A 21,584-nucleotide genomic window follows, 5' to 3' on the forward strand; every position below is an offset into this window, starting at 1 on the left:
GGGACGAAGGCCCGTGACCACCACCCTCACCGTCGCCCGGGTCGCCAAGATGATCGACCACTCGCTGCTGCGCCCCGAACTGACCGTGCGGGACGTGCATGACGGCTGCGCACTGGCCGCTCGCTACAACGTCGCCTCGGTCTGCGTGAAGCCGGCCGACGTGAGGCTGGCCGCCGAGGAGCTGGGCGGCACGTCCGTCCTCGTCGGCACCGTGGTCGGCTTCCCGCACGGCGCCTCGGTGATCGCGGTCAAGGCCGCGGAGGCCCGGGCCGCACTGGAGGACGGTGCGCGCGAGCTGGACATGGTCCTCAACATCGGCCGACTGCTGAGCGGCGAGGACCAGGCGGTGGCGGACGACATCCGCGCCGTCGTCGAGGTCGCCCACGCCGGTGGAGCCCTGGTGAAGGTGATCCTCGAGAACGCCTACCTCACCGACGAGGCGAAGGTTCGCGCCTGCCGTCTCGCCGAGAGCGCCGGTGCCGACTACGTCAAGACCTCCACCGGCTTCGCCCCGGGCGGTGCCACGCTGGAGGACGTGCGACTGATGCGCTCCTCGGTCTCCGAGCGGGTCAAGGTCAAGGCCGCCGGGGGAGTGCGCACCCTCGACGTACTGTTCGACATGATCGACGCCGGAGCCGTGCGGTTCGGCGCCACCACCACCGCCGCCATGCTGGACGACCTCGCCTCCCGCCTGGCCCCCTGACTCCGTATCAGCCGGTGCCGTACCTGACAGTCGGCACCGGCTGGTACGGACCGCCCGGGGCTGCGCACGGGACGCAGTCCGCCTGGCTGTGATGTTCGTGCCGTGGATGTTCTCCATGGGCAGGAGCCGGGATGCCCCGGACAGGCCGCGGCCGCGCAGTCCCGGATGGAGCCGGTCGACGGCTGATGAGAGCCCCTTGAGGGGGCCGATGCCGTCCGGCCTTCACCGCCCCAGGAGTTCGGCGAAGCGGTCCAGCGCACGATCGGTGCGGTGGCGGTCGCCGGTGGTGGTGAGATCGAACAGCAGACCCCGGACGACGGCCATGACCAACGTGGGCGTGACGGTGTCCTCGGGGCCGGTGGAGACGTCGCGGAAGGTGGCACCGAGGGTGTCGAACCAGTCGGTGATCGCCTCGCCCTGATCGGGGTAGTTCTCGGGGTGGACCAGGCCGTCGGCGTGCACCTCGAAGAAGAGCCGGACGAACGGCGCACGTTCGTCCGCGCTGAGCCACGCCCAGATGTCGCGCAGCCGCTCCTGCACGGAGCCCGTCGCGGCCGGACGGTGCCCGGCCAGGCGCACCGCACCTCGGCGACGGGCCTCGGCCAGGACCGCGGCGACCAACTCCTGCTTGCTGCCGAAGTCGTAGAGCAGCATCCGCGGGCTGGTGTCGAGGGCCGCGGCCAGCGGCCGCAGGCTCAGCCCGGCCAACCCGTGCGCCAGCACGTAGTCGGTCGCCCGCGCCAGCGTGCGCTCGCGCCGGGCGGGATCTGCCGGTCGCCCCACGGTGGATCTCCTCTCGGTGGCTCGGAATTGGAACAGCGTCAGTGTGTGTCGAGTATATGGTACGACTGTTTCAACAACGAGGGGAGACCACTGTGCACACCTACGACCGAGTGCTCGTCCTGGGCCCGGGCAGTCACGTCGGCACGGCCTGGACGGCCGGGCTGGCCTACGGGTTGCGCCGCGACGGCGTGGATCTGGGCGAAGCCGACCTGATCGTCGGCACGTCGGCCGGCGCGATCGTCGGAGCACTGCTCGCCACCGGGCAGAACCCGGGGCGGCTCGCGACGTCGGCTCGCCCGGACGCCCACCGGCTCAAGGCGGACCCCGCGCGGATGGGCGAGGTGTTCGCCGTGCTGGGCGACCGCAGCCTGGAACCCGGCGAGGCCAGGCGTCGGGTCGGCCGGCTGGCGCTCGACGGCGCCGACCCCCGGGCCGAGGAGGCGCTGATCGCGGGGCGCGCCGCCCTGATCGGTGCGGACGCGTGGCCGGAGCGGCGACTCGTGCTCACCGCCGTGGACGCGACCACCGGTGAGCCCGTGGTGTGGGACCGCGACAGCGGCGTGCCACTGGTGTCCGCGGTGGCGGCGAGCAGCGCCTTCCCCGGGGCCGCGCCGCCGGTTGCCATCGACGGCCGGCGGTACATGGACGGTGCGCTGCGGTCGGGCACCAACGCCGACCTCGCGGCCGGCGCCCGCACGCTGGTCGTGGTCGAGCCGATGGCGCACCTGTTTCCCCGCGAGCCGCTCGACCGGCAGTTGGCGGCCGTGGCAGCGGACACCGTGGTGACCATCGGCCCCGATCCCGCCTCGGTGCGCGCTTTCGGCTCGAACCCGGGCGACTTGGCAGCTTGGGAACCGGCCTACCGGGCGGGCCTTCGCCAGGCCGGCGAGGTCGGCGCACAGCTCCGCTCCACCTGGAGGACAGCAGCCGCCGCGGGCTGACCGCCGATCAGGTCGGGTCGGCCACCTGGACCCGGGAGGTTGAGCCGCCAGGCGGGGCGCGGCGGCGGGAGCTGGTCGGTGCTGCTCCGGGCCTCGATGGCCGAGGCCAGGTCGTCGGCGATCACGGCGATGACCTGCGGCAGCTGGATCATGTACGCGAGGTGGTGAAGGTGTCGAGGGCGGTGGTGCTCCTTCGCCGTGTCCGAGGCCGCCGACTGACGCCATGTCAGCTTCATCATCAGTTAATCCGATGTTCGCCTGTAGGCTGGCTGTCATGCCCAGCCAGGATCACGCCACGCACTCCGTCCTGCACCATTCCGTGATCGACACCCTGCGGGCCGCCGGCTACCCATTTGCCGGGGGCGGCGGCGTCGGTGAAGGTGTGGCCGTCTCCTGCGGGAAGCACGGCGTGACGGTGTCCTGGAAGGCCGGCGCACGAGGGGGCCAACCGGGCCCGGGAGTGCGGGGCGGGGCGACCACCGGGCGCATCCGGGTCCACGGCAGTGCGGCCGTCCGCTCCGAGGGCTTCCTGCTCGCGCTGCGCCTCGCGACGACCCTGGCGGAGGCCGGCTACCAGAGTGACCACCTCGGGGACCGCGTCCTGGTGAGCGATGCCGCCCTCACGGCTCCCCGATAGCCGATAGCACCGGGCGTCGTCTGATCGCTGTGCCCAGCATCGGGCCCTGCACGAACGTCTGGAGGACGGCGGTCGGTTCGATCCCGGTAGCGGCGGCGAGGTCCCACGCGTCGCGCTCGGCGAGGATCTTGGAATCGGGGCACGCGCGAACCAGGGTGCCCGATGGCGTGGTCCACGTCGTCTCGGTCGCGGGTGTGTCCGGGGCGCCGGTGTCGGCCGTGACGCCGGACGAGGTGAACGCGGCGCGCCTCACCCCGGCGAGCGCGGCGGCGCCCAGGACGCGACGGGTGCCCTCACGGGCGGTGGTGATGAGGTCCACGCCCGAGCCGAAGGGCATCGGTGGTGGGCACGCCGCGGACGGGGTCGTGGCCCAGGTGCTCGGCGAGTTCGGAGTCCCGACCTCCGTCGCCGGCACGTTGTGGGCGCTTGCCCCGGGAACCGGACCCCCGACGATGCGGGATGTGGCAGGAGGCGCTCAGAACACGGCTGCACGCCTCCGGGCTGTTCGCCGGTCTCGACGCGCAGGAACAGGACACCCTGCTCGCGCTGCTGACGAAAATGCGACACCCGCAGCGCCCATGACGGACGGGAGCACATCGACCTGGCGAGCCACCTGCTGGGACACAAAGGGCAAAATGCTCTCGTCACATGCCCACTGAGTACTGACTGCTCCCCCCAGGCAACCTGATTCACGGAGTTCGTGGTCTGAACATCTGAGGGGGGTGATGCTGATGGGCAGCTACGACGAGGAGGCGGAGTTCAGTGACTTCGTACAGGGCAGGTGGAACGGGCTGGTCCGGACGGCGTACCTGCTGACCGGGAACCAGCACGACGCGGAGGATCTGGCGCAGACCGCGCTGGCCAAGGTGTACGCGTCCTGGCGACGAGTGAGCGGCAGCGACAGCCCGGACGCGTACGTGCGCCGCATCCTGGTGAACAGCAACTTCGACCGCTTCCGCAAGCACCGCCTGGCGGAGTACTCGACCGACGAACCGCTGGAGCCGAGCGGCCCGCACCCGACGGACGCCAGCGCGCAGGTCGACCAGCGCCAAGTGCTCTTCGCCGCTCTCGCCGCGCTGCCCGCGCGGCAGCGAGCCGTGGTGGTGCTGCGCTACTGGGAGGACCTCTCCGAAGCGCAGGTCGCCGCCGCGCTCGGCTGCTCCACCGGCACCGTCAAGAGCCAGGCCGCCAAGGGACTGGCCAAGCTGCGCGCCGACTCCGGCCTCACCGACCTCAGCACGCCGGCCACGACCGACTCCCGATGGAAGGTGTCCGCATGACCTGGCCTGACGAGAGCCACATCCCCACTGACGAACCAGGGCTGCGCCGCGCGCTCGCCCAGGGCGCGGCGGACATCGTCGTCTCCCCGGCGCCGTACACCGCGATCGTCCGTGACGGCCGGGGGCTGCGCCGGCGCCGGACGGCCGTGCGTACCGCGCTGGCCGTCACGATGGTCGTCCTGCCCGCCCTCACCCTCGCGCTGCTCCCGGGCCGCCATCCGGCTCCCCCGCCCGGCCGGGCTCCGGCGGCGGGCGGCGCGGCGCCTAAGGACTCCAGGGTCGTGATGCCGACGGGTCCGGCTGCCGACCTGAAGAAGGACCGTGACACCAAGGCCGGGCCGATCATGGTGACCACCCTGGCGGGCCGGAAGTCCGGCGTGTCGGGCCAGGTCTGGGTCTGGCTGCCGCCGCAGTACGACGACCCGAAGTACGCGAAGTTCGGCTTCCCCGTGCTCACCCTCTTCGGGGGCGGCCGGGGTGACGGCTACAACACCTGGGCGGACAACCAACTGCCGATCCAGGAGATCGATGCCCAGCTCGTCCAGGAGCAGAAGGCGCACCCCTTCATCATGATCATGCCGGTGCAGAACCTGACCGGTGACGAGCACCGGTCGCTGGACTGCTCCGACATCCCGGGCCAGCCGAAGATGGGCACCTGGCTGTCCCAGGACGTCCCGGACTTCGTCCGTGCCAACTTCCGCACCCTCAAGGGCCGCGACAGTTGGGGCCTGATGGGTGCCGCCAGCGGCGCCGACTGCAGCGCGAAGCTGGCCTTGCAGCACCCCGACATCTACGAGGCCGCTGTGCCGATCGACGGCTATTTCACGTCGGTCTCGACGCTCTGGACGGGTCACCAGGCCGAGCAGGACGCCAACAGCCCCGACAAGCTGATCTCCACCAGCAAGGCCGACGTCAAGATGCTCGCCACCGCCAGCGGCGGCAGTGCCTACGAGGTCAAGCTGGTCAAGGGCTGGGTGGCCAAGGCGGCCGCGCCCACCGAGGTCGACTACTACGAGCAGCCCGGCGGCGAGCACCGCATAACGGACTTCGAGAAGCTGATCCCGATGTCCCTGGAATGGCTCACCAAGAACCTCACCGGTCCCGAGAGCGACAGCTGACGACCGGCCCCGGCATCCGAGGGCCAGTGCAGGTCCACCTGAGAACCTCCAGGGGACCCGTCGGAGCGAACCTGTGCGACTCATGGGCATCAGTCCCTCACCTGCGAAAGTCCTCACTCACATGAAACTCACGGGCACTCCGTTCCTCGTCCTCTCCATCCTCCTGGTCCCGTTCTCCGTCGCGCTGTTGATGGCGTTGTGGGGCCGGATACGCGGGCCCCAGGCCGTCCGAGCGGCCGGGCGGCTCGGCCTGGTGCTGTTCGCCCAGGTGACCGCGGTGGCGATGGTGTTCGTGCTCGTGAACAACTCCAACCAGCTGTACAGCGACTGGGGCGACCTGCTGGGCACGGACAGCCACGTCCGTGCGGTGCCACCGCCGCCTCCCGTGGACGGCACGGCGGCGGCCAAGTCGCCGGACCAGCCGAAGGTGATCCAGAGTTTCACGGGGGTGGACGACCCGGCGGTGCCCGAGGATGTGAAGGAGACCCAGCTCAAGGGCCGCCTGTCCGGGGTGGACGGTGAGGTGCTGGTGTGGACCCCGCCGCAGTACGACGACCCGGCGTACAAGGACAAGACCTTCCCGGTGGTCGAGTTGCTCGCCGGCTTCCCCGGTTCGTCCAGCGCCTGGTTCGGCAGCATGGACGTGTCCAAGCAACTGGCACCGCTGATGAAGTCTGGTCAGGTCTCCCCGTTCATCCTGGTCTCTCCTCGCGTCGTCCTGCTTCCCGGGCACGTGGACACCGGGTGCGCGGACGTGCCGGGCAAGGTCGACGCGGAGACCTGGCTGTGGCGCGACGTGCCGCAGATGGTGCTGGACAACTTCCGGGTCGACCCGGCGGCCGACCACTGGGGCGTGGCCGGGTACTCGGCCGGCGCGCACTGCGCCACCCGCCTCGCGATCGCCCACCCGGACCGGTTCCGGGCGGCGATCGCGATGTCCGGCTACAACGACCCGAAGGGCGAGCCGGACTCGCTGACCGCCAAGGACCCGCACCTGGACGAGGTCGACAACCCGCTCTACATGCTGACCCACGCCCAGACCCCGCCGAACGTCGCGCTCTACCTCACCGGGGGCGCAAGGGCGGGCGAGGGGCTGGATGACGCAAAGGCACTGCAGAAGGCCGCCAAGGCACCGACCACGGTGAACCCGGTGGAGAGCGCCAGCCGGCATGCCACCGACACCTGGAAGCCGATGGTGCCGACCGCCTTCACCTGGCTCAGCCAGTACGTCAAGCCCTGACCGGCCCTCGGCCAAGGAGGCTGCCGGGCCCACGGAGTGAGTGGCTCTCAGGCTCACAACCGCACACGGAGCATCCTTCCGGACCGGGAACGACTGCGGAAAGGGCGGGAGCAGATCCGAAGGCGGTTTCCCGAACGGGGTGGCGAGACCAGGCAACGACCAAAGCCTGAAGCAGCGTCATAGATCAAGGAGGGCAGGCCACTCCATCCGGAGCAGGTGCGCTGTCCCGAGGCGGGGAGGAAGCACCCCCCCGGCGGCCCGCCACCGGCATGCCGGAACGCTGCCCACGACCTCCCCGGTGGCCTCACCCGGAGGCCGCCGCCCGGTTTCCGTCCGGCCGGGCCTGATATCGATCGGAGAGTCCTTCACCGTGCAACATCCGCAGTCGCAGTCCATACGCACCCGCGCCGTCCTGGCCGGTCTCACCGCGCTCGCACTGTCCGCCGCCCTGGCGGCCTGCAGCAGCGGCAGCAAGCCGGCCGCCGCGCCCAAGCCGGGCGGCAACGTGGCCACCCAGTCGGCCGCACCGACCACCTCGGCCGCCCCGGTGGGCAGCGCGCCGCCGGCGGACGGCAGGGTCGTGATGCCGACCGGTCCGGCCGCCGACCTGAAGAAGGCCCATGACACCAAGGCCGGCCCGATCATGGTGACCACCCTGGCGGGCCGGAAGTCCGGTGTCTCGGGCCAGGTCTGGGTCTGGCTGCCGCCGCAGTACGACGACCCGAAGTACGCGAAGTTCGGCTTCCCGGTGCTCACCCTCTTCGCGGGCGGCCAGAGCAACGGCTACAACACCTGGACGGACGAGAAGCAGCTGCCGATCGAGGAGATGGACGCCCAGCTCTCCCAGCAAGGGCAGGCGCACCCGTTCATCATGATCATGCCGGTGCAGAACCTGGTCTCCGACGAGCGCAAGTCCCTGGACTGCTCCGACATCCCGGGCCAGCCGAAGATGGGCACCTGGCTGTCCCAGGACATCCCGGACTTCGTGCGCGCCAACTTCCGCACTCTCAAGGGCCGCGACAGCTGGGGCCTGATGGGCGCCTCCAGCGGCGCCGACTGCAGCGCCAAGCTGGCCATGCAGCACCCCGACCTGTTCAAGGCCGCCGTGCCGATCGACGGCGACTTCAAGGCGGACTCCAGCCTCTGGAAGGGCCACCAGGCCGAGGACGACGCCAACAGCCCCGACAAGCTGATCTCCACCAGCAGGGCCGACGTCAAGATGCTCGCCACCGCCGGCGGCGGCGACGCCCACGAGGTCGGCGTGGTCAAGAAGTGGGTCGCCAGCGCCGCCGCCCCGACCACCGTCGAGTACTACGAGGAGCCCGGCGGCCAGCACCTCACCACGGACTTCGAGAAGCTGATCCCGATGTCCCTCCAGTGGCTCACCAAGAACCTCACCGGCCCGCAGAGCGACAGCTGACGACCCGCTCCCCTTGACCCGTTCCGTGGAGCAGCAGCTTGGGCTCGCTTGTGCAGCCCTTGCAAGCCGCCTGCAATCGATGCAGTTGCTTGCGCTGGCTGTCCGTCAGAACTGCTTGACTTTATGCTACTTGCGGCATTCGGAGTGCATGTCGGGGGCACCGCCCTGGTCCGGTGCGACGACCAGGAGTACGAACTCACCGCAGGCGGAACGGTGTTCCTGCCCAAGCAGATCCCGCACGGCACCGCACCGGCTTCCAGGAAGATCGACAGCGCCGGGCCTGCCTACGACTGCACCGACCAGGAGGGCAGCGGGTCTTGGCCCGCCAGCCGGTGGCCGCGGTCGGCCGAGTCGCGGACGGCGTCGAAGCCGTAGCCGGTCATCTCCTGCTCGTAGGCGCGCAGGGCCTCGGTGAGCGGCCGACCGCCGCCGGCCTGGGCGAGGCGGTCGGCCAGGGTCCGGGCGTCGCGCAGTGCGGTGTTGGCGCCGACGCCGATGGCGGGGCTCATGGCGTGGATGGCATCGCCGAGCAGGGTGACCGCGGTGGTCTCCCACGGGCTGATCGGCACGCTGGTGCGGACCGTGACCGGGAAGATCGAGGCGGGGTGCTGACGGGCCACGATCCGGACCAGCCGGGGGTGCCACCCTTCGACCAGGGACAGTGTCAGCGCTAGCAGTTGCGCGCCGTTCATGGCGAACAACTCGCCGTCGGTGCAGGGGAACTGCTCGCGACGGGCGCCGAAGACGCACGCGAGGTAGTCGCTGTCGTCGCTGAGCTCGAGCTCGGGGGCCAGGTGGGCCGTCACCTCGTGCATCGCCTCGCGGTACTGCACGGGGGCGAGTCCGACGAAGCGGTGCTGCGAGCCGACGACGGTGGTCCACAGTCCGAGCAGCTCGGGCGGGACCAGGGCCCGGGCCTCGTCCCCGGCGAGGGGGACCTTTCCGTACAGCAGCCGCAGGCCGGCGTCGACGACCTGCGCCTCGGGCAGGTACTGCTTGCGGACCGCCGAGTTGACCCCGTCGGCACCGATCAGCACGTCACCGGTCGCGCTGGTGCCGTCCGCGAAGTGCGCGGTCACCGAGCCCGACGGGTTGGTCTCGTAACGGGTGAGCCGGGCGCCGTAGCGCACGACCTCCTCCAGGCCGGCCAGCAGGATCTGACGCAGGGTCATGCGGTTGACTGCCAGGTTCCCGCCGCCGGGCAGGTTCGGGACGGGCGGGATTTCCTGGGCGTGCAGCAGGTTCAGCTGGTGGTCGAAGGTGTCCATGCGCGGCCCGGGGGTCCCGGCGGTGGCGGCGAACACCTCGTACGCCCGCGGGGTCAGCACCGCCTCGAGTGCGGTGATGCCGTCGGAGTTGATGCGGATGCGGTAGCCCTGGTTGCGGAAGCCCGCGGTGGGATCCTTCTCGTGGACGGAGACGCCGATGCCCGCCCGCTGAAGTCCTTGCGCGAGGGCCAGGCCGCCCAGGCCGCCCCCTGCGATGATGACGTGCAGATCCGACACAGTCGTGTCCCTTCTCGGTCGAATCGAAAAGGGACGCACCGGACGTGCCTCGACGGGCACTGTACGAGCGAGTGTTCGCCATCCGGACTACCTACCGGACCGTGACTTCTGTACGTCCGCCAAAGACGCTAGCACAGGTTCCCGGCGCGCCCCAGGGGTGCGCCAACACCCCCGTCGCCCGCGGGAAGTGAGCGGCACACTAGCCGAGGTCTGCGACCGCCGCGCGGAGTTCGTCGAACGCCGTTCGCGTGAGGGCTGCCAGTTCGCCGGGGTCCTCGTCGCGGGCGGGGTCCGCCCACCGTGCGTATCCCAGCCTGAACGCCAGCACGCCCAGTTCGGCGGCCACCTGGGCGGTGGGTTCCGCAACGCCGCGCCGCTTGAGCGCGTCGACCATCGCCGCGGCCATGCCGACGCTCTTCAGTGCCTCGCGACTGCGCAGTTCCTCGTTCGCCTCGATCGCCGCGTGCAGCAGTGGGCCGAGCGAGCGGTTGAACGCCGTCATCTCCCCCGACGCGCGCTCCAGGCCGGCCGCGACGGCCGTCATCGGCGTCGCCTCCTCGGGAGCGGCGTCGATGCCCTCTGCCAGCAGTCGGCTCAGGGCCTGCTGCCCCGCGGTGAGGATCTCGCGCTTGTCCGCGAAGTGGCGAAAGAACGTGCTGCGGGTCAGTTCGGCGCGCTCGGCGATCTGCGCGACCGTCGTCTCGTCGTAGCCCTGCTCGGCGAACAGCCCGAGCGCCGCCACGACCAGGCGCTGACGCGCGTCCGGTTTCCATCTCGGCATGTCGCCATCCTAGACGACGGGACACATGTCGCATCATGCGCTACGGTGATGGGACATCAGTCGCATCACTGCTTGGAGCTCGTCATGCGCGTCTTCATCACCGGCGGAACCGGCCTCATCGGCTCGGCCGTCGTCGCCGAACTGCTCTCCGCGGGACACTCGGTCACCGCCCTCGCCCGCTCCGACGCCTCCGCGGCGCAGGCCGAGGCCGCCGGCGCCGAGGTGCTCCGCGGCGCACTCGCCGACCTCGCCGTGCTGCGAGCCGGCGCCGAGCAGGCCGACGGCGTCATCCACCTCGCCTTCAGCAACGACTTCAGCTCGCCCGAGGCCCTGGCCCGGGGCATCGCCGAGGAGGCCGCCGCGCTCGCGACGCTCGGCGACGCCCTCGTCGGCACGGACCGCCCGCTCGTCACCGTGGCCGGCACGCCCCACCAGCCGGGGCGCGCCTCCACCGAGGACGACGCCCTGCCGACCGAGGGGCCGGTCGCCGGCCGCAGCCGGTCGGTGACCCGCGCGCTCGACCTCGCCTCCCGCGGCGTGCGCAGCTCGGCGGTACGGCTTCCGCGCACGGTCCACAACGAGGGCCGGGGCGGGTTCGCCGGGCTGCTCACCGACATCGCCCGCCGTACCGGCGTCGCCGGCTACCCCGGCGACGGCGCGCAGCGCTGGCCGGGCGTCCACGCGCTCGACGCCGCCGTGCTGTTCCGGCTCGCCCTGGAGCAGGCCCCGGCCGGAAGCTCCTGGCACGCCGTCGCCGACGAGGGCGACGCGGTCCGCGACATCGCCGCGGTCATCGGCCGACGGCTCGCCCTGCCCGTCGAGTCGGTACCGCAGGAGAACTTCGGTCCCCTCGGCCCGATCTTCGCCACCGACCAGCCCGCGTCCAGCGCCCGCACCCGCGCCACCCTCGGCTGGCAGCCGACCCACCCGAGCCTGCTCGCCGACCTGGAGAACATCGAACCCTGAGACGTGCCCGGACGGCCCTGACGCCCGGACGGCCCTGACGCCCGGACGGCCCTGACGCCTGGCCTGCGCCGACGGCCGGCGCCGGGCCCGGAGCCCGCGCGCCGAGCAGGAACCGTGCCCAGCCCCCTGTGAGAGGAACACGTTCCCATGACCTGCGGAACCTACGGACCGCACAACCCGGAGGCGACCTACGTCGCTCACGACTACCCCGAGCACGCCTTCGACACCGGTGAGGTCAGCCTCAACTACGCCACGACCGGATCGCCCGACAACCCCGCCCTGCTGCTCATCCCCGCGCAGGGCGAGTCCTGGTGGGGCTACGAGGCGGCGATGAAGCTGCTCGAAGACGACTTCGAGGTCTTCGCCGTCGACCTGCGCGGGCAGGGCCGCTCCACCCGCACCCCCGGCCGCTACACCCTCGACAACATGGGCAACGACCTGGTCCGGTTCGTCTCCGGACGCATCGCACGCCCCGTCATCGCCTGCGGCCTGTCCTCCGGCGGCGTCATCGCCGCATGGCTCTCCGCCTACGCGCCGCCCGGCATGCTGTGCGGCGCGTACTTCGAGGACGCGCCGCTGTTCTCCTCGGAGATCGCGCCCGCCTGCGGCCAGGGCATGAACCAGGTCATCGGCCCCTGGTTCGAGCTGATGCACAAGTACCTCGGCGATCAGTGGTCGGTCGGCGACTGGCCGGGCCTGAAACGAGCCATGGCCACCGACCTGCCGCCGGCACTCGCGCGAGGCCTGGCGGCGATGGGCGACTTCCTGGGCGGGGACGAACCACCCCAGACGTTCAAGGAGTACGACCCCGAGTGGGCCGGCGCCTTCGCCAGCGGCTCGGCCAGCGCCTCGGTCGACCATGCCCGGATGCTCGCGGCCGTGAAGGTCCCGGTGCTCTTCACCCACCACTTCCACCACGTCGACGAGGAGTCGGGCCGACTCCAGGGCGCCATCTCGGACCTGCAGGTCCGGCACGCACGCGAGCTGATCACCGGTGCCGGCCAGCGGTTCGACTACAGGACGTTCCCGAAGGCCGGCCACGTCATGCACGGCAGCGATCCGCAGCTCTACAGCCGGACCCTGCGCGAGTGGAGCCGCACACTCCACACCTGACACCGGATGGACGACCGGGCGCCGCGACGACACCGGGTGGCCCCTGGCGCACGGCGACCAGCCGGCCGACGGGCCGACCGATCGCGGCCGAGAGTGACCGGCCACCCTTCGCAACGGAATCGTGCTCGGACGGGACGGCACGGAGATCCCCGTGGCCTACGTCAACTTGACCCGGCCTGAAGGACCGGGCTTGGAGGTAGGGCGCGGCGGCTGTCGCGTGGCCTCCTCCGTCTGAGCGCCTACAGGGGCGCTGGGACGCGTGACTCACGCCCCGCGGTCCACACGGTCTCGCCCTTGCGGGCGATGTTGCGGCAGGCCGGGGGAGGGGGCAGGCGGGCTGAGCCGGGGCCGCCCCCATCGGGGGCGCCGTCGCTCAGCCGCCTTCACACAGGGTGACGGAGAGGCTACTGGGCCGCCTTCTTCTCCTGCTGCTCCTGCTTCTCCTTGATCCGCACCGCTTCCTTGCGGACCTCCGCCTGGGTGGTGCGCTCGCGCTGCAGCCAGTCGGGGTTGGCGGTCTTCAGCTCGTCGATCTCGGCGGTCGTCAGCGCCTCGGTGACCCCGCCGCGGGCGAGGCCGGAGACGGAGATGCCGAGCTTGGCGGCGATCACCGGACGCGGGTGGGGGCCGTTGCGACGCAGGTCCACCAGCCAGGCCGGCGGCTCGGCCTGCAGCTTGTTGAGCTCCTCGCGGGAGACGACGCCCTCCTGGAACTCGGCGGGCGTGGCGGAAAGGTACACGCCGAGCTTCTTCGCCGCGGTGGCGGGCTTCATGGTCTGGGTCGTCTTCGGCTTGAGCGATGTCATGGTCACCAGAATAAGCGAGATTCTCCCTGCTCCGGTCACGGACGGTAGCCTGGGCCCGTGACAGAGAACCAGGTGACCGACGGCTTCCGACTGGCGTACGTACCGGGAGTCACGCCCGGCAAGTGGATCCGGGTCTGGGAGGAGCGGCTGCCGCAGGTGCCGATCAGCCTGGTCCCGGTCGCTGCGCCCGAGGGCGGGCAGCTGCTCAAGGACGGTGCTGCCGATGCCGGACTGATCCGGCTGCCGGTGGACCGCACGGTGCTCAGCGCCATCCCGCTCTACACCGAGACCACGGTCGTCGTGCTGCCCAAGGAGCACCTGCTCACCGCCGCCGACGAGGTCCTGGTCGACGACCTGGCCGACGAGGTGATCTGGCACCCGCAGGACGAGACCATCGAGTGGCCGACCCGCCCCGGGCTGCCCGGCCTGGAGCGGCCCGCCAGCACGGCGGACGCCATCGAGGTGGTGGCGGCGGGCGTCGGCCTGCTGGTCCTCCCGCAGTCGCTGGCCCGGCTGCACCACCGCCGCGACCTCACCTTCCGCCCGATGCCCGATGCGCCGCAGTCCCAGGTCGCGCTCTGCTGGCCGGAGGCGAGGACCACCGACCTGGTGGAGGAGTTCATCGGCATCGTCCGCGGACGCACGGTGAACAGTTCGCGCGGCTCCGCCCAGACGGGGCAGCCGGACCGCAAGGGCGGCGCGGGGCGGGAGCCGGCCCGGACCGGCCAGCAGGCCAAGTCGGCCAAGCAGGCCAAGCAGGCCAAGTCGGCCAAGCGGACGGAGCAGCCGAAGAAGAAGCCCGCCGCCCCCGGGGCACGCGGCGCCCGCCCGCGCCCGGGCGGGTCCGGCTCGGGTGGCACGGCGAAGAAGGGCAAGCCGCGCCGCCGCTCCTGAGACCGCCGGGCTGCATGCGGCCGGGTCGCCGGCGGCTCAGCCGTAGATCGGCTGTGACCAGGCCCAAGGGGCTCCGACCCCGTCGTCGGCGACCCGTGCGATGCCCCATACGCCTTGGGAGCAGCTGATGTTGCTCTGGTAGCTGTAGAACCAGGCCGAGCCCGGGAAGATGTCGTTGGCGGGCGAGTCGCCTGGAATGCCGTACGTGACGCCGTTGCACTTGTCGTAGATGCCGGTGTAGATGCGCACGTCGGTGTCACCACCCGTCATGTGGACCCTGCTGTAGTACACGCCGGGGGCGACCTCGTCGACGCAGGGCTGCAGGCTCCAGCCGTACCAGGGGCCCTGGACGGGACCGCACTGCTCGCTGCTGGTCGCGTTGGCCGTGCCGGCGGTGGTGAGGGTGGCGCCGCCGGCGATGGTCAGCGTGGCGGCGGCCGCGGCCATGGTGCGGCGGAGCCTGGGTGTCTTCAAGAGCTTGAGCACGGTGTACCCCTGGGTCTCGTCCAGCCTCACGGGCTGGCAACGGTCATGCGCGGCCGGTGCGGCAACGCCCTTGCGGCATCCGGTCTCTGACGCGCCGGGGCGTTGCCGCGACGACCCTCGCACCGGGTACGGACGGTGGGCAACGGTCAGCCGGTTTCCCGGTCGTTCCCGGACGTTCCCGGACGTTCCCGGACGGGCCGCGTCGGATTCCAAGCGGCCAGGGGCTGTGCGGATCAATCGAGATCGATCATTTACGGTCGGAATCGATTGCCAACCGACACCCATGTGTACGAGTTCGCCTGGCGCAGCCCCGTCGCCGGGGATGCCCGGCGCACCGGGTGCGGTGGCAGCGGCGGGCGTTAGCCGGTTGTGCTCCGCGCGGGGCGCAGGCCGTCGCTGATGATCTGCGTGAGCCGGCCCGGGCGGGTGTCGGTTGCGCGGGCGCGTTCGGCTGCGACTGCGCCGGCGACGAGGGCGTGCAGGTCGGCGACGTCGATGTCGGTCCGGACCGCGTCGGCGGACTGGGCGCGGGTCAGCAGCTCGCCGAGGGTGGCGCGCAGGTCGCCGGCCGCGTCGAGGGTGGCTTGCTGGAGGTCGACCCCGGCGCCGACGAGTGCGTCGGCCAGGTCCATCTTCGATCCCGCGTCGGCCACCACCACGGCCAGCTGGCCGAAGAACGCCTCGCCCGGGTCCGCGCCGGCGTCGATCCGCGCCAGCGCCTCGTGCCCGGCCTTCGTCAGGGCCTTGATGCGGTCGGTGACCACCGCCTCGAACAGCGCTTCCTTGGTGGGGAAGTGGCGGTAGACCGTCCCCGCGCCGACCCCGGCGCGACGGGCGATCTCGTCGAGGGGGACCGCCAGGCCCTCGGCGGCGAAGACCTCGCGTGCGGCCTCCAGGACCCGGGCGCGGTTGCGGCGTGCGTCGGCACGCAGGCGCCGGCCTCCTCCTCGTCGGCGCCGTGCCGCCGAGCCTGCCGTCACGCCGATCCGAAGGACTCCTGATGCCCGCTCCCGTCTCCTCTCCCGGCACCCGCACCCCACGCGAGACCGTAGAACTGTTACTGCGCACCGTGGTCGAGGGCTCGCGGAGCCGCCTCGCCGACCTCTACGCCCCGGATGTCGTCATCGAGATGCCCTTCGTCCGGCCGGGCTTCCCGTCCCGGACCGAAGGCAACGGGGCGATGCGGGCACGGGCCGAGGCCGTCGAGGCGCTGTGGACGTACGACTCCGTGGACGGCGTCACCCTGCACGAGACCGTCGACCCGGAGGTCGTCGTCGTCGAGTTCCGCGTCCACGGGCGGCTGACCGCAAACCGGGAGCCGTTCACGCTCGGCTATATCAACGTCGTCCGCGTGGTCGACGGACTCATCGTGTCCTCGCGCGACTACGGCAACCCGCTGGAGAGCGAGGTGCTGGCCGCCGCGCTTCCCACCCCGCTCGACAGCTGACCGTCGGCGAGCTCCTGCGGGCCGGCTCGCCGGGCCGGGCGTAAACAGTTCACTGTAGGGCAGGGGCCGGGGGCGGCCCGGGTGCGGCGCGGCCGGGTCGCTCGATCGGGTCGCGGGTGGGGGTCCGGCTGCGCAGCGGAGCCGGGCGGGGGCATCCTGCCGGTATGGCTGACCTTGGTGAGGATGTCCCCGGTTACCGGACGATCCGGATGACCGCGCTGGAGGCTCCGGTTGCGGTGCTGGCCGATGTGGAGGCCTGGCAGGCGAGGGACGCCTATCCCGACCTGGTGTCCGGTGGCGGGCCGGTCTTCGGGGTGGCCCGTGAGCTGGAGGCGGGTGGCTGGCGGCTGCACCGGTTCTTCTGCAACGACACGCCCCAGGGCGCCCGCGAGAGCATGTCCGTGACGTTCCGGAAGCTCGCCCAGGCCGCGGAGCGGGAGGGGCGCACCGCCGACCACGAGGAGTGCATGGCGGCGGCGGTCAGGCTCGACTGGGAGAAGATCGACGAGATGACCGTGCTCGGCACCCGCTACCGGGTGGTGCGCGCCGAGCGGTTCATCCGCACCGGCCCCGACGGCCCCGAGCCCCCGCGGCCCAGCGACCCGGACCCGGCCGGGCTCGGCGAGGGCAGCGAGGCGCCGGATCCCGGCGACGGCCTGGTGATCGATCCGGTGACCCCCACCGGGATGTCCGAGGGGATTCTGAAGGCCGAACTCCTGGCGCTGGTCCGGGCCGAGGGCACCGTGCCGGCGGAGGTCCGGGACGACTCGCGGGTGGCCGCCCGCACGCACCCCGGCGGGGTGCTGTTGCCCGCCACCTTCATGAGCGCCGAGCGGACCGCCGGGCGCTGGGCACCGTTCTCCGGCGCCGACTCGACCAGCCCGCAGGGTGCCCGGGAGGTGCTGGCGGTCCACCTGCGGGTGATGGCGCCGATCATGCACCGGCTCGGCCCCAAGGAGCGTGCCGCCTACACCCGGGCCGCCGACCGGTTCGAGGAGGAGCGGGCGTCGGACCTGAAGCTGGCGGGGCGCCGCTGGCGGATCGTGCGGGTCGAACGCCTGGTCCGGTTCGGCCCGGACGGCCCGGAGATGTCGCGCCCCAGCGACCACGATCCCGAACTGCCCGTCCTGGAGCACGACCGCATCCTGCGCGAGGCGGGCGAGCTGCCCGACGAGGACGACGCGCCGATCGAGCTCGACGAGACGCAGGAGGAGATGCTGCGCGCTTTCCGGCACGAGCAGGAGCGCCGCCGGCAGCGCCGCAAGCGCTAGTGTCCTGCGCCTGAAATCCGCTTCATATCTGTAGCCTGTCTTCATGGCACGCATGGGTCGGCCGATGGCCGAGTTGACCTTGACCGACGACGAGCGGAAGACGCTGGTCCGCTGGTCGAGGCGGGCGAAGTCGTCACAGGCACTCGCCCAGCGGTGCCGGATCGTGCTCGGCTGCGCAGATGGGAAGACGAACCAGGAAGTCGCCGCCGAGCTCGGCATCTGGCCGCAGACGGTCGGCAAGTGGCGGCGGCGCTTCCTGGAGCGCCGGCTGGAGGGGCTCGCAGACGAGCAACGCCCCGGTGCTCCAAGGAAGATCAGCGACGAGCGGATCGAGGAACTCGTCGTCGCCACCCTGGAGCGGACCCCCAAGGACGCCACCCACTGGTCCCGGGCGTCGATGGCCGCCGAGACGGGACTGTCGAAGTCCACTGTCGGCCGGGTCTGGCGGGCCTTCGGCCTCAAGCCGCACCAGGTCGACACATTCAAGCTGTCGAAGGACCCGCAGTTCATCGACAAGGTCCGCGATGTCGTCGGGCTGTATCTGGACCCGCCGGAGCGGGCTCTGGTCCTGTGCGTCGACGAGAAGTCCCAGATCCAGGCACTCGACCGCTCCGCCCCGGTGCTACCGATGATGCCGGGCATGCCCGAACGCCGCACCCACGACTACCTGCGCAACGGCGTCACCACCCTGTTCGCGGCCCTCGACGTGGCCACCGGCGAGGTCATCGGCTCCCTCCACCGCCGGCACCGCTCGGCCGAGTTCAAGAAGTTCCTCGCCAAGCTCGACAAGGAGGTGCCGGCTGACCTGGACGTGCACCTGATCTGCGACAACTACGCCACTCACAAGACCCCGGCGATCCAGAAGTGGCTGGCCGGCCACCCCCGGTTCCACCTGCACTTCACCCCGACCAGCTCGTCCTGGCTCAACCAGGTCGAGCGATGGTTCGCACTGCTGACGGACAAGCAGCTCCGACGTGGAGTCCACAAGTCCGTCCAGGCCCTGGAGAAGGACATCCGGACCTGGATCAAGACCTGGAACGAGGACCCCCGCCCATTCACCTGGACCAAGACCGCCGACGAGATCCTCGAACGACTCGCCTCATATCTTGAACGAATTCCTGGCGCAGGACACTAGGAGGCTCGTGAAGATCTTGGGTTCTGGCCTCGCCGCGCGAGCGGCGGGGCCAGACTGTTTCTTGTGGCGATGGGTGAGTGGTCCGGGGAGACGGTCGGGCCGGATGTCTGGGAGACGTGCCGGGGGTTGATCCCGGTGGGCAGCGTGTTCGCGTTCCTGGCCGAGCACCGTGGTGAGTTGTTCCCGGCGGTGATGTTCGCGGACATGTACCCGTCGGCGAACGGGCGGCCGAGCATGCCGCCGCAGATCCTGGCCGCGGCGATCGCGCTGCAGGCCCTGCACGGCCTGTCGGACTTCGAGACGGTCCAGGAACTGCGGTGCGACCTGCGGTGGAAGGCCGCGTGCGGACTGGGCCTGAACGACACCGCGTTCGACCCGTCGCTGCTGGCCTACTTCCGCCGCCGGCTGGCCCGCTCTCCCCGGCCCAACCGGATCTTCGAGGCCGTGCGGGAGGTCGTGCGGGCCACCGGTGTCCTCAAGGGCAAGCACCGGCGGGCGCTGGACTCCACCGTGCTGGACGACGCGGTGGCCACCCAGGACACCGTCACCCAGATCATCGCCTCCGTCCGGGCGGTGATCCGCGAAGTCCCCGGCGCGGATGCGGTCGCGGCCGTGCACTGCACCGCCCACGACTACACCGACCCGGGCAAACCCCGCATCGCGTGGAACGACGAGCAGGCCCGAGCCGACCTCGTCGACGCCCTGGTCGGCGACGCGCTGCGGCTGCTCGGGCACCTGCCCGAGCAACAGCTCGGCGAGAAGGCCGCGAACGCGGTCGGCCTGCTGGCCCTGGTCGCCGGGCAGGACGTCGAGCCCGCCGAGGACTCCGACGGACGCGACGGACGCTGGCGCATCACCCGGGGCACCGCCCACGACCGGATGGTCTCCACCGTCGACCCCGAGGCCCGGCACGTGCACAAGACCCGCACCCACCGGCAGGACGGCTTCAAGGCCCACCTCGCCATCGAGCCCGAGACAGGGTTATACACCGCGGTCGCCCTGCGGCCCGGCGCCGGAGCAGAACACCACGAGGCCGCCGTCGGACTCGACCTGCTCGCCGACGAGGACGCCCCGGTGGACGCCTTCGCAGACACCGCCTACTCCACCGGCGACGCCCGCCAGGCCCTGGAACAGCAAGGGCACCGACTGTTCCTCAAACCCGCCCCACTGCGGGCAGCCGTCCCCGGCGGCTTCACCCTCGACGACTTCACCATCGACACCACCGCCGCCACCGTGACCTGCCCCGCCGGACACACCGTCCCGCTCTCCGACCCCGGCGGCCGCCACCAGCAGCGCAAGGCCACCTTCGCCGGCCTGTGCACCGGGTGCCCCCTGCGCGAGCGGTGCACCAAGGCCAGGGCCGGACGCACCCTGACCATCCGCCCGCACCACGACCTCCTCACCGCCGCCCGCCGCCAGGCCGCCACCGACCCCGACTGGCAAGCCGACTACCGCCGCTGGCGACCACCCGTCGAACGCGCAGTCGCCTGGATCGTCCACCGGGGCAACCGCAGACTCCGCTACCGCGGCACCATCAAGAACGACACCTGGCTCCACACCCGAGCCGCCGCCCTCAACCTCCGCCGCCTGATCAACCTCGGACTCACCCACACCGGCAGCACCTGGCAACTCACCCCGGCAACCAACGCATAACCAGAGGGGCAGCCCGGCCTACGGCCGGACAGCCCCTCAACAAGATCTTCACGAGCCTCCTAGTGTCATGAGTCTCAGAACGGCTGCATATCTAGGGGTTGGGGTTCGGCAGGCGGTTCAGATAGCCGGCGAGACGTTCGAAGATCTCGTCGGCGGACTTGGTCCAGGTGAACGGCTTGGGGTCTTCGTTCCAGTGGGCAATCCAGTCGCGGATGTCCTTCTCCAGCGCCTGGACGTTCTTGTGGACTCCGCGCCGTATCTGCTTGTCCGTCAGTAGGCCGAACCAGCGCTCGACTTGGTTGAGCCAGGACGAGCTGGTGGGAGTGAAGTGCATGTGGAAGCGCGGGTGCGCGAGTAGCCACTTCTTGATGGCGGGGGTCTTGTGGGTGGCGTAGTTGTCGCAGATCAGGTGGACGTCGAGTTCGGCGGGGACCTCCTTGTCGAGCTTGGCGAGGAACTTCTTGAACTCGACGGCGCGGTGGCGGCGGTGCAGGGAGCCGATGACCTCGCCGGTGGCGGTATTGAGCGCCGCGAACAGGGTGGTGACACCTCCTCGCAGGTAGTCGTGGGTGCGGCGCTCGGGCATGCCGGGCATCATCGGCAGCACCGGCGCGGAGCGGTCCAGTGCCTGTATCTGCGATTTCTCGTCGACGCAGAGCACGATGGCGCGCTCGGGCGGATCGAGGTAGAGGCCCACCACGTCGCGGACCTTCTCGATGAACTGCGGATCCTTGCTCAGCTTGAAGGTGTCGACCTGGTGCGGCTTGAGGCCGAAGGTGCGCCAGATCCGCGAGACCGTCGACTGGCTCAGCCCGCTCTGCTTCGACATCTCGCGGGTGGACCAGTGTGTGGCGCCCTTCGGCGTCGTCTCCAGAGTCCGCACGATCACGTCCTCGACCTGCTCGTCCGTCACCGTGCGGGCAGGGCCCGGCCGCTTTTCATCGGCCAGGCCCTCCAGTCGCTGGGCCGCGAACCGCTTGCGCCAGGTGGCCACGGTGGTCGGATGAATCCCGAGGTTCGCGCCGACCTGGGTGTTCGACAGTCCGTCGGCACACGCGAGGACGATCCTGCAGCGCAGCGCCAGCGCCTGCGCGGACGTCGCCCGCCGCGACCAACGCAGCAACGTCTCACGCTCGTCATCCGTCAGAACCACTTCGACCGTCGGCCGACCCATCCGCGCCATGAACCCAGCATACTTCTATAGCTTTCCTAAGACTCATGACACTAGGCCGTGTCTCACAATTCGCGTCGGATCAGCGCGCGGCGTTGGGCGCCCGGCTGGGCGTGCCGGCGAAGCGTCCTCGTACTGGGTCGTACTTGGATGATTCGCCGGTGCGTCCAGGCGGGATGCCCGGCGTCGCGCGCCTGGCGGGAATTGTGAGACACGGCCTAGCGCTGCGTCGGG

24 protein-coding genes are annotated in these 21,584 nt (G+C 71.1%); 16 read left to right on the top strand and 8 right to left on the bottom strand.

The genetic code is table 11. The features are described from left to right. The first annotated feature begins 13 nt into the window (after positions 1-13). A complete protein-coding gene (gene deoC / locus OG294_RS36070) occupies positions 14-703 on the top strand; it encodes a deoxyribose-phosphate aldolase (protein ID WP_327070775.1) in 690 nt (229 codons plus the stop codon). A 222-nt stretch (positions 704-925) separates the two neighbouring features. On the opposite strand, the gene OG294_RS36075 is transcribed toward deoC, so the two are convergent. Beyond that, the gene (locus OG294_RS36075) at positions 926-1,486 is read right to left on the bottom strand and encodes a TetR/AcrR family transcriptional regulator (RefSeq protein WP_327070776.1); all 561 of its coding nucleotides are present in this window, start codon (positions 1,484-1,486) and stop codon (positions 926-928) included. A gap of 92 nt (positions 1,487-1,578) precedes the next feature. Here OG294_RS36075 and OG294_RS36080 point away from each other — a divergent pair, with 92 nt between their 5' ends. From OG294_RS36080 to OG294_RS36090, 3 genes are all read left to right on the top strand, one after another. Further along, complete coding sequence (locus OG294_RS36080; RefSeq protein WP_327070777.1) at positions 1,579-2,427, top strand: patatin-like phospholipase family protein; 849 nt, start codon at positions 1,579-1,581, stop codon at positions 2,425-2,427. A 39-nt stretch (positions 2,428-2,466) separates the two neighbouring features. After that, entirely contained in the window at positions 2,467-2,595 is a 129-nt protein-coding gene (locus tag OG294_RS36085; RefSeq protein WP_327070778.1) for a hypothetical protein, read from the top strand. Between the two features lie 106 nt (positions 2,596-2,701). Next, entirely contained in the window at positions 2,702-3,064 is a 363-nt protein-coding gene (locus OG294_RS36090; RefSeq protein ID WP_327070779.1) for a hypothetical protein, read from the top strand. Here OG294_RS36090 and OG294_RS36095 read toward each other — a convergent pair. Then, positions 3,048-3,383 (bottom strand): NAD-dependent epimerase/dehydratase family protein, encoded by a 336-nt coding sequence (locus OG294_RS36095; RefSeq protein ID WP_327070780.1) that lies wholly within the window; start codon positions 3,381-3,383, stop codon positions 3,048-3,050. The two genes, OG294_RS36090 and OG294_RS36095, sit on opposite strands and share 17 nt — an antisense overlap. Before the next feature lie 412 nt (positions 3,384-3,795). Here OG294_RS36095 and OG294_RS36100 point away from each other — a divergent pair, with 412 nt between their 5' ends. The 5 genes from OG294_RS36100 (at position 3,796) to OG294_RS36120 (ending at position 8,497) form a co-directional block, all read left to right on the top strand. Further along, a complete protein-coding gene (locus tag OG294_RS36100; protein ID WP_442789285.1) occupies positions 3,796-4,344 on the top strand; it encodes a SigE family RNA polymerase sigma factor in 549 nt (182 codons plus the stop codon). Continuing rightward, positions 4,341-5,462, top strand: a complete 1,122-nt coding sequence (locus tag OG294_RS36105) for an alpha/beta hydrolase (protein WP_327070782.1) — start codon at positions 4,341-4,343, stop codon at positions 5,460-5,462. Before OG294_RS36100 ends, OG294_RS36105 begins: the two co-directional genes overlap by 4 nt. Before the next feature lie 121 nt (positions 5,463-5,583). Beyond that, positions 5,584-6,702, top strand: coding sequence for an alpha/beta hydrolase (locus OG294_RS36110; RefSeq protein WP_327070783.1), 1,119 nt, complete (start codon positions 5,584-5,586; stop codon positions 6,700-6,702). A 370-nt stretch (positions 6,703-7,072) separates the two neighbouring features. Continuing rightward, positions 7,073-8,122: an alpha/beta hydrolase gene (locus tag OG294_RS36115; RefSeq protein ID WP_327070784.1), complete on the top strand. Its 1,050-nt coding sequence runs from the start codon at positions 7,073-7,075 to the stop codon at positions 8,120-8,122. Positions 8,123-8,245: 123 nt separating this feature from the next. Further along, the gene (locus OG294_RS36120; protein ID WP_327070785.1) at positions 8,246-8,497 is read left to right on the top strand and encodes an AraC family ligand binding domain-containing protein; all 252 of its coding nucleotides are present in this window, start codon (positions 8,246-8,248) and stop codon (positions 8,495-8,497) included. Here the strand turns inward: OG294_RS36120 and OG294_RS36125 are convergent. Next, positions 8,407-9,627, bottom strand: a complete 1,221-nt coding sequence (locus tag OG294_RS36125) for an FAD-dependent oxidoreductase (RefSeq protein WP_327070786.1) — start codon at positions 9,625-9,627, stop codon at positions 8,407-8,409. The genes OG294_RS36120 and OG294_RS36125 overlap by 91 nt on opposite strands. A 199-nt stretch (positions 9,628-9,826) precedes the next feature. Next, the gene (locus tag OG294_RS36130) at positions 9,827-10,408 is read right to left on the bottom strand and encodes a TetR/AcrR family transcriptional regulator (RefSeq protein ID WP_327070787.1); all 582 of its coding nucleotides are present in this window, start codon (positions 10,406-10,408) and stop codon (positions 9,827-9,829) included. 84 nt (positions 10,409-10,492) lie between these two features. Between OG294_RS36130 and OG294_RS36135 the strand changes: the two genes are divergently transcribed. Then, positions 10,493-11,374, top strand: coding sequence for an SDR family oxidoreductase (locus OG294_RS36135; RefSeq protein WP_327070788.1), 882 nt, complete (start codon positions 10,493-10,495; stop codon positions 11,372-11,374). A 147-nt stretch (positions 11,375-11,521) separates the two neighbouring features. Next, positions 11,522-12,487, top strand: a complete 966-nt coding sequence (locus OG294_RS36140) for an alpha/beta fold hydrolase (RefSeq protein WP_327070789.1) — start codon at positions 11,522-11,524, stop codon at positions 12,485-12,487. Positions 12,488-12,891: 404 nt separating this feature from the next. Here OG294_RS36140 and OG294_RS36145 read toward each other — a convergent pair whose 3' ends face one another. After that, positions 12,892-13,293, bottom strand: coding sequence for a DUF5997 family protein (locus tag OG294_RS36145; RefSeq protein ID WP_327070790.1), 402 nt, complete (start codon positions 13,291-13,293; stop codon positions 12,892-12,894). Between the two features lie 57 nt (positions 13,294-13,350). Between OG294_RS36145 and OG294_RS36150 the strand changes: the two genes are divergently transcribed. Further along, the gene (locus OG294_RS36150) at positions 13,351-14,187 is read left to right on the top strand and encodes a LysR family substrate-binding domain-containing protein (RefSeq protein WP_327070791.1); all 837 of its coding nucleotides are present in this window, start codon (positions 13,351-13,353) and stop codon (positions 14,185-14,187) included. 36 nt (positions 14,188-14,223) lie between these two features. Here OG294_RS36150 and OG294_RS36155 read toward each other — a convergent pair whose 3' ends face one another. Both OG294_RS36155 and OG294_RS36160 read right to left on the bottom strand, forming a co-directional pair. Continuing rightward, positions 14,224-14,703, bottom strand: a complete 480-nt coding sequence (locus OG294_RS36155; protein ID WP_327070792.1) for a hypothetical protein — start codon at positions 14,701-14,703, stop codon at positions 14,224-14,226. 329 nt (positions 14,704-15,032) lie between these two features. Beyond that, positions 15,033-15,653, bottom strand: a complete 621-nt coding sequence (locus OG294_RS36160) for a TetR/AcrR family transcriptional regulator (protein ID WP_327070793.1) — start codon at positions 15,651-15,653, stop codon at positions 15,033-15,035. 20 nt (positions 15,654-15,673) lie between these two features. Here OG294_RS36160 and OG294_RS36165 point away from each other — a divergent pair, with 20 nt between their 5' ends. The 4 genes from OG294_RS36165 (at position 15,674) to OG294_RS36180 (ending at position 20,179) form a co-directional block, all read left to right on the top strand. Continuing rightward, entirely contained in the window at positions 15,674-16,120 is a 447-nt protein-coding gene (locus tag OG294_RS36165; protein WP_327070794.1) for a nuclear transport factor 2 family protein, read from the top strand. A 164-nt stretch (positions 16,121-16,284) separates the two neighbouring features. Then, positions 16,285-17,391, top strand: a complete 1,107-nt coding sequence (locus OG294_RS36170) for a DUF5954 family protein (protein ID WP_327070795.1) — start codon at positions 16,285-16,287, stop codon at positions 17,389-17,391. A gap of 52 nt (positions 17,392-17,443) precedes the next feature. Further along, positions 17,444-18,526 (top strand): IS630 family transposase, encoded by a 1,083-nt coding sequence (locus OG294_RS36175; protein ID WP_327071797.1) that lies wholly within the window; start codon positions 17,444-17,446, stop codon positions 18,524-18,526. Between the two features lie 69 nt (positions 18,527-18,595). Then, entirely contained in the window at positions 18,596-20,179 is a 1,584-nt protein-coding gene (locus OG294_RS36180) for an IS1182 family transposase (RefSeq protein ID WP_327071662.1), read from the top strand. A gap of 91 nt (positions 20,180-20,270) precedes the next feature. Here OG294_RS36180 and OG294_RS36185 read toward each other — a convergent pair whose 3' ends face one another. Next, entirely contained in the window at positions 20,271-21,362 is a 1,092-nt protein-coding gene (locus OG294_RS36185; RefSeq protein ID WP_327064604.1) for an IS630 family transposase, read from the bottom strand. Between the last annotated feature and the right edge of the window lie 222 nt (positions 21,363-21,584).

The organism is Kitasatospora sp. NBC_01302 (assembly GCF_035976515.1).
GTDB lineage: Bacteria > Actinomycetota > Actinomycetes > Streptomycetales > Streptomycetaceae > Kitasatospora.

Coding starts and splice junctions, on each gene's coding strand:
- OG294_RS36175 (WP_327071797.1), top strand. CDS start 17,444: ATGGGTCGGCCGATGGCCGAGTTGACCTTGACCGACGACGAGCGGAAG.
- OG294_RS36130 (WP_327070787.1), bottom strand. CDS start 10,408: ATGCCGAGATGGAAACCGGACGCGCGTCAGCGCCTGGTCGTGGCGGCG.
- OG294_RS36090 (WP_327070779.1), top strand. CDS start 2,702: ATGCCCAGCCAGGATCACGCCACGCACTCCGTCCTGCACCATTCCGTG.
- OG294_RS36165 (WP_327070794.1), top strand. CDS start 15,674: ATGCCCGCTCCCGTCTCCTCTCCCGGCACCCGCACCCCACGCGAGACC.
- OG294_RS36120 (WP_327070785.1), top strand. CDS start 8,246: ATGCTACTTGCGGCATTCGGAGTGCATGTCGGGGGCACCGCCCTGGTC.
- OG294_RS36180 (WP_327071662.1), top strand. CDS start 18,596: ATGGGTGAGTGGTCCGGGGAGACGGTCGGGCCGGATGTCTGGGAGACG.
- OG294_RS36145 (WP_327070790.1), bottom strand. CDS start 13,293: ATGACATCGCTCAAGCCGAAGACGACCCAGACCATGAAGCCCGCCACC.
- OG294_RS36110 (WP_327070783.1), top strand. CDS start 5,584: ATGAAACTCACGGGCACTCCGTTCCTCGTCCTCTCCATCCTCCTGGTC.
- OG294_RS36140 (WP_327070789.1), top strand. CDS start 11,522: ATGACCTGCGGAACCTACGGACCGCACAACCCGGAGGCGACCTACGTC.
- OG294_RS36135 (WP_327070788.1), top strand. CDS start 10,493: ATGCGCGTCTTCATCACCGGCGGAACCGGCCTCATCGGCTCGGCCGTC.
- OG294_RS36185 (WP_327064604.1), bottom strand. CDS start 21,362: ATGGCGCGGATGGGTCGGCCGACGGTCGAAGTGGTTCTGACGGATGAC.
- OG294_RS36105 (WP_327070782.1), top strand. CDS start 4,341: ATGACCTGGCCTGACGAGAGCCACATCCCCACTGACGAACCAGGGCTG.
- OG294_RS36170 (WP_327070795.1), top strand. CDS start 16,285: ATGGCTGACCTTGGTGAGGATGTCCCCGGTTACCGGACGATCCGGATG.
- OG294_RS36100 (WP_442789285.1), top strand. CDS start 3,796: ATGGGCAGCTACGACGAGGAGGCGGAGTTCAGTGACTTCGTACAGGGC.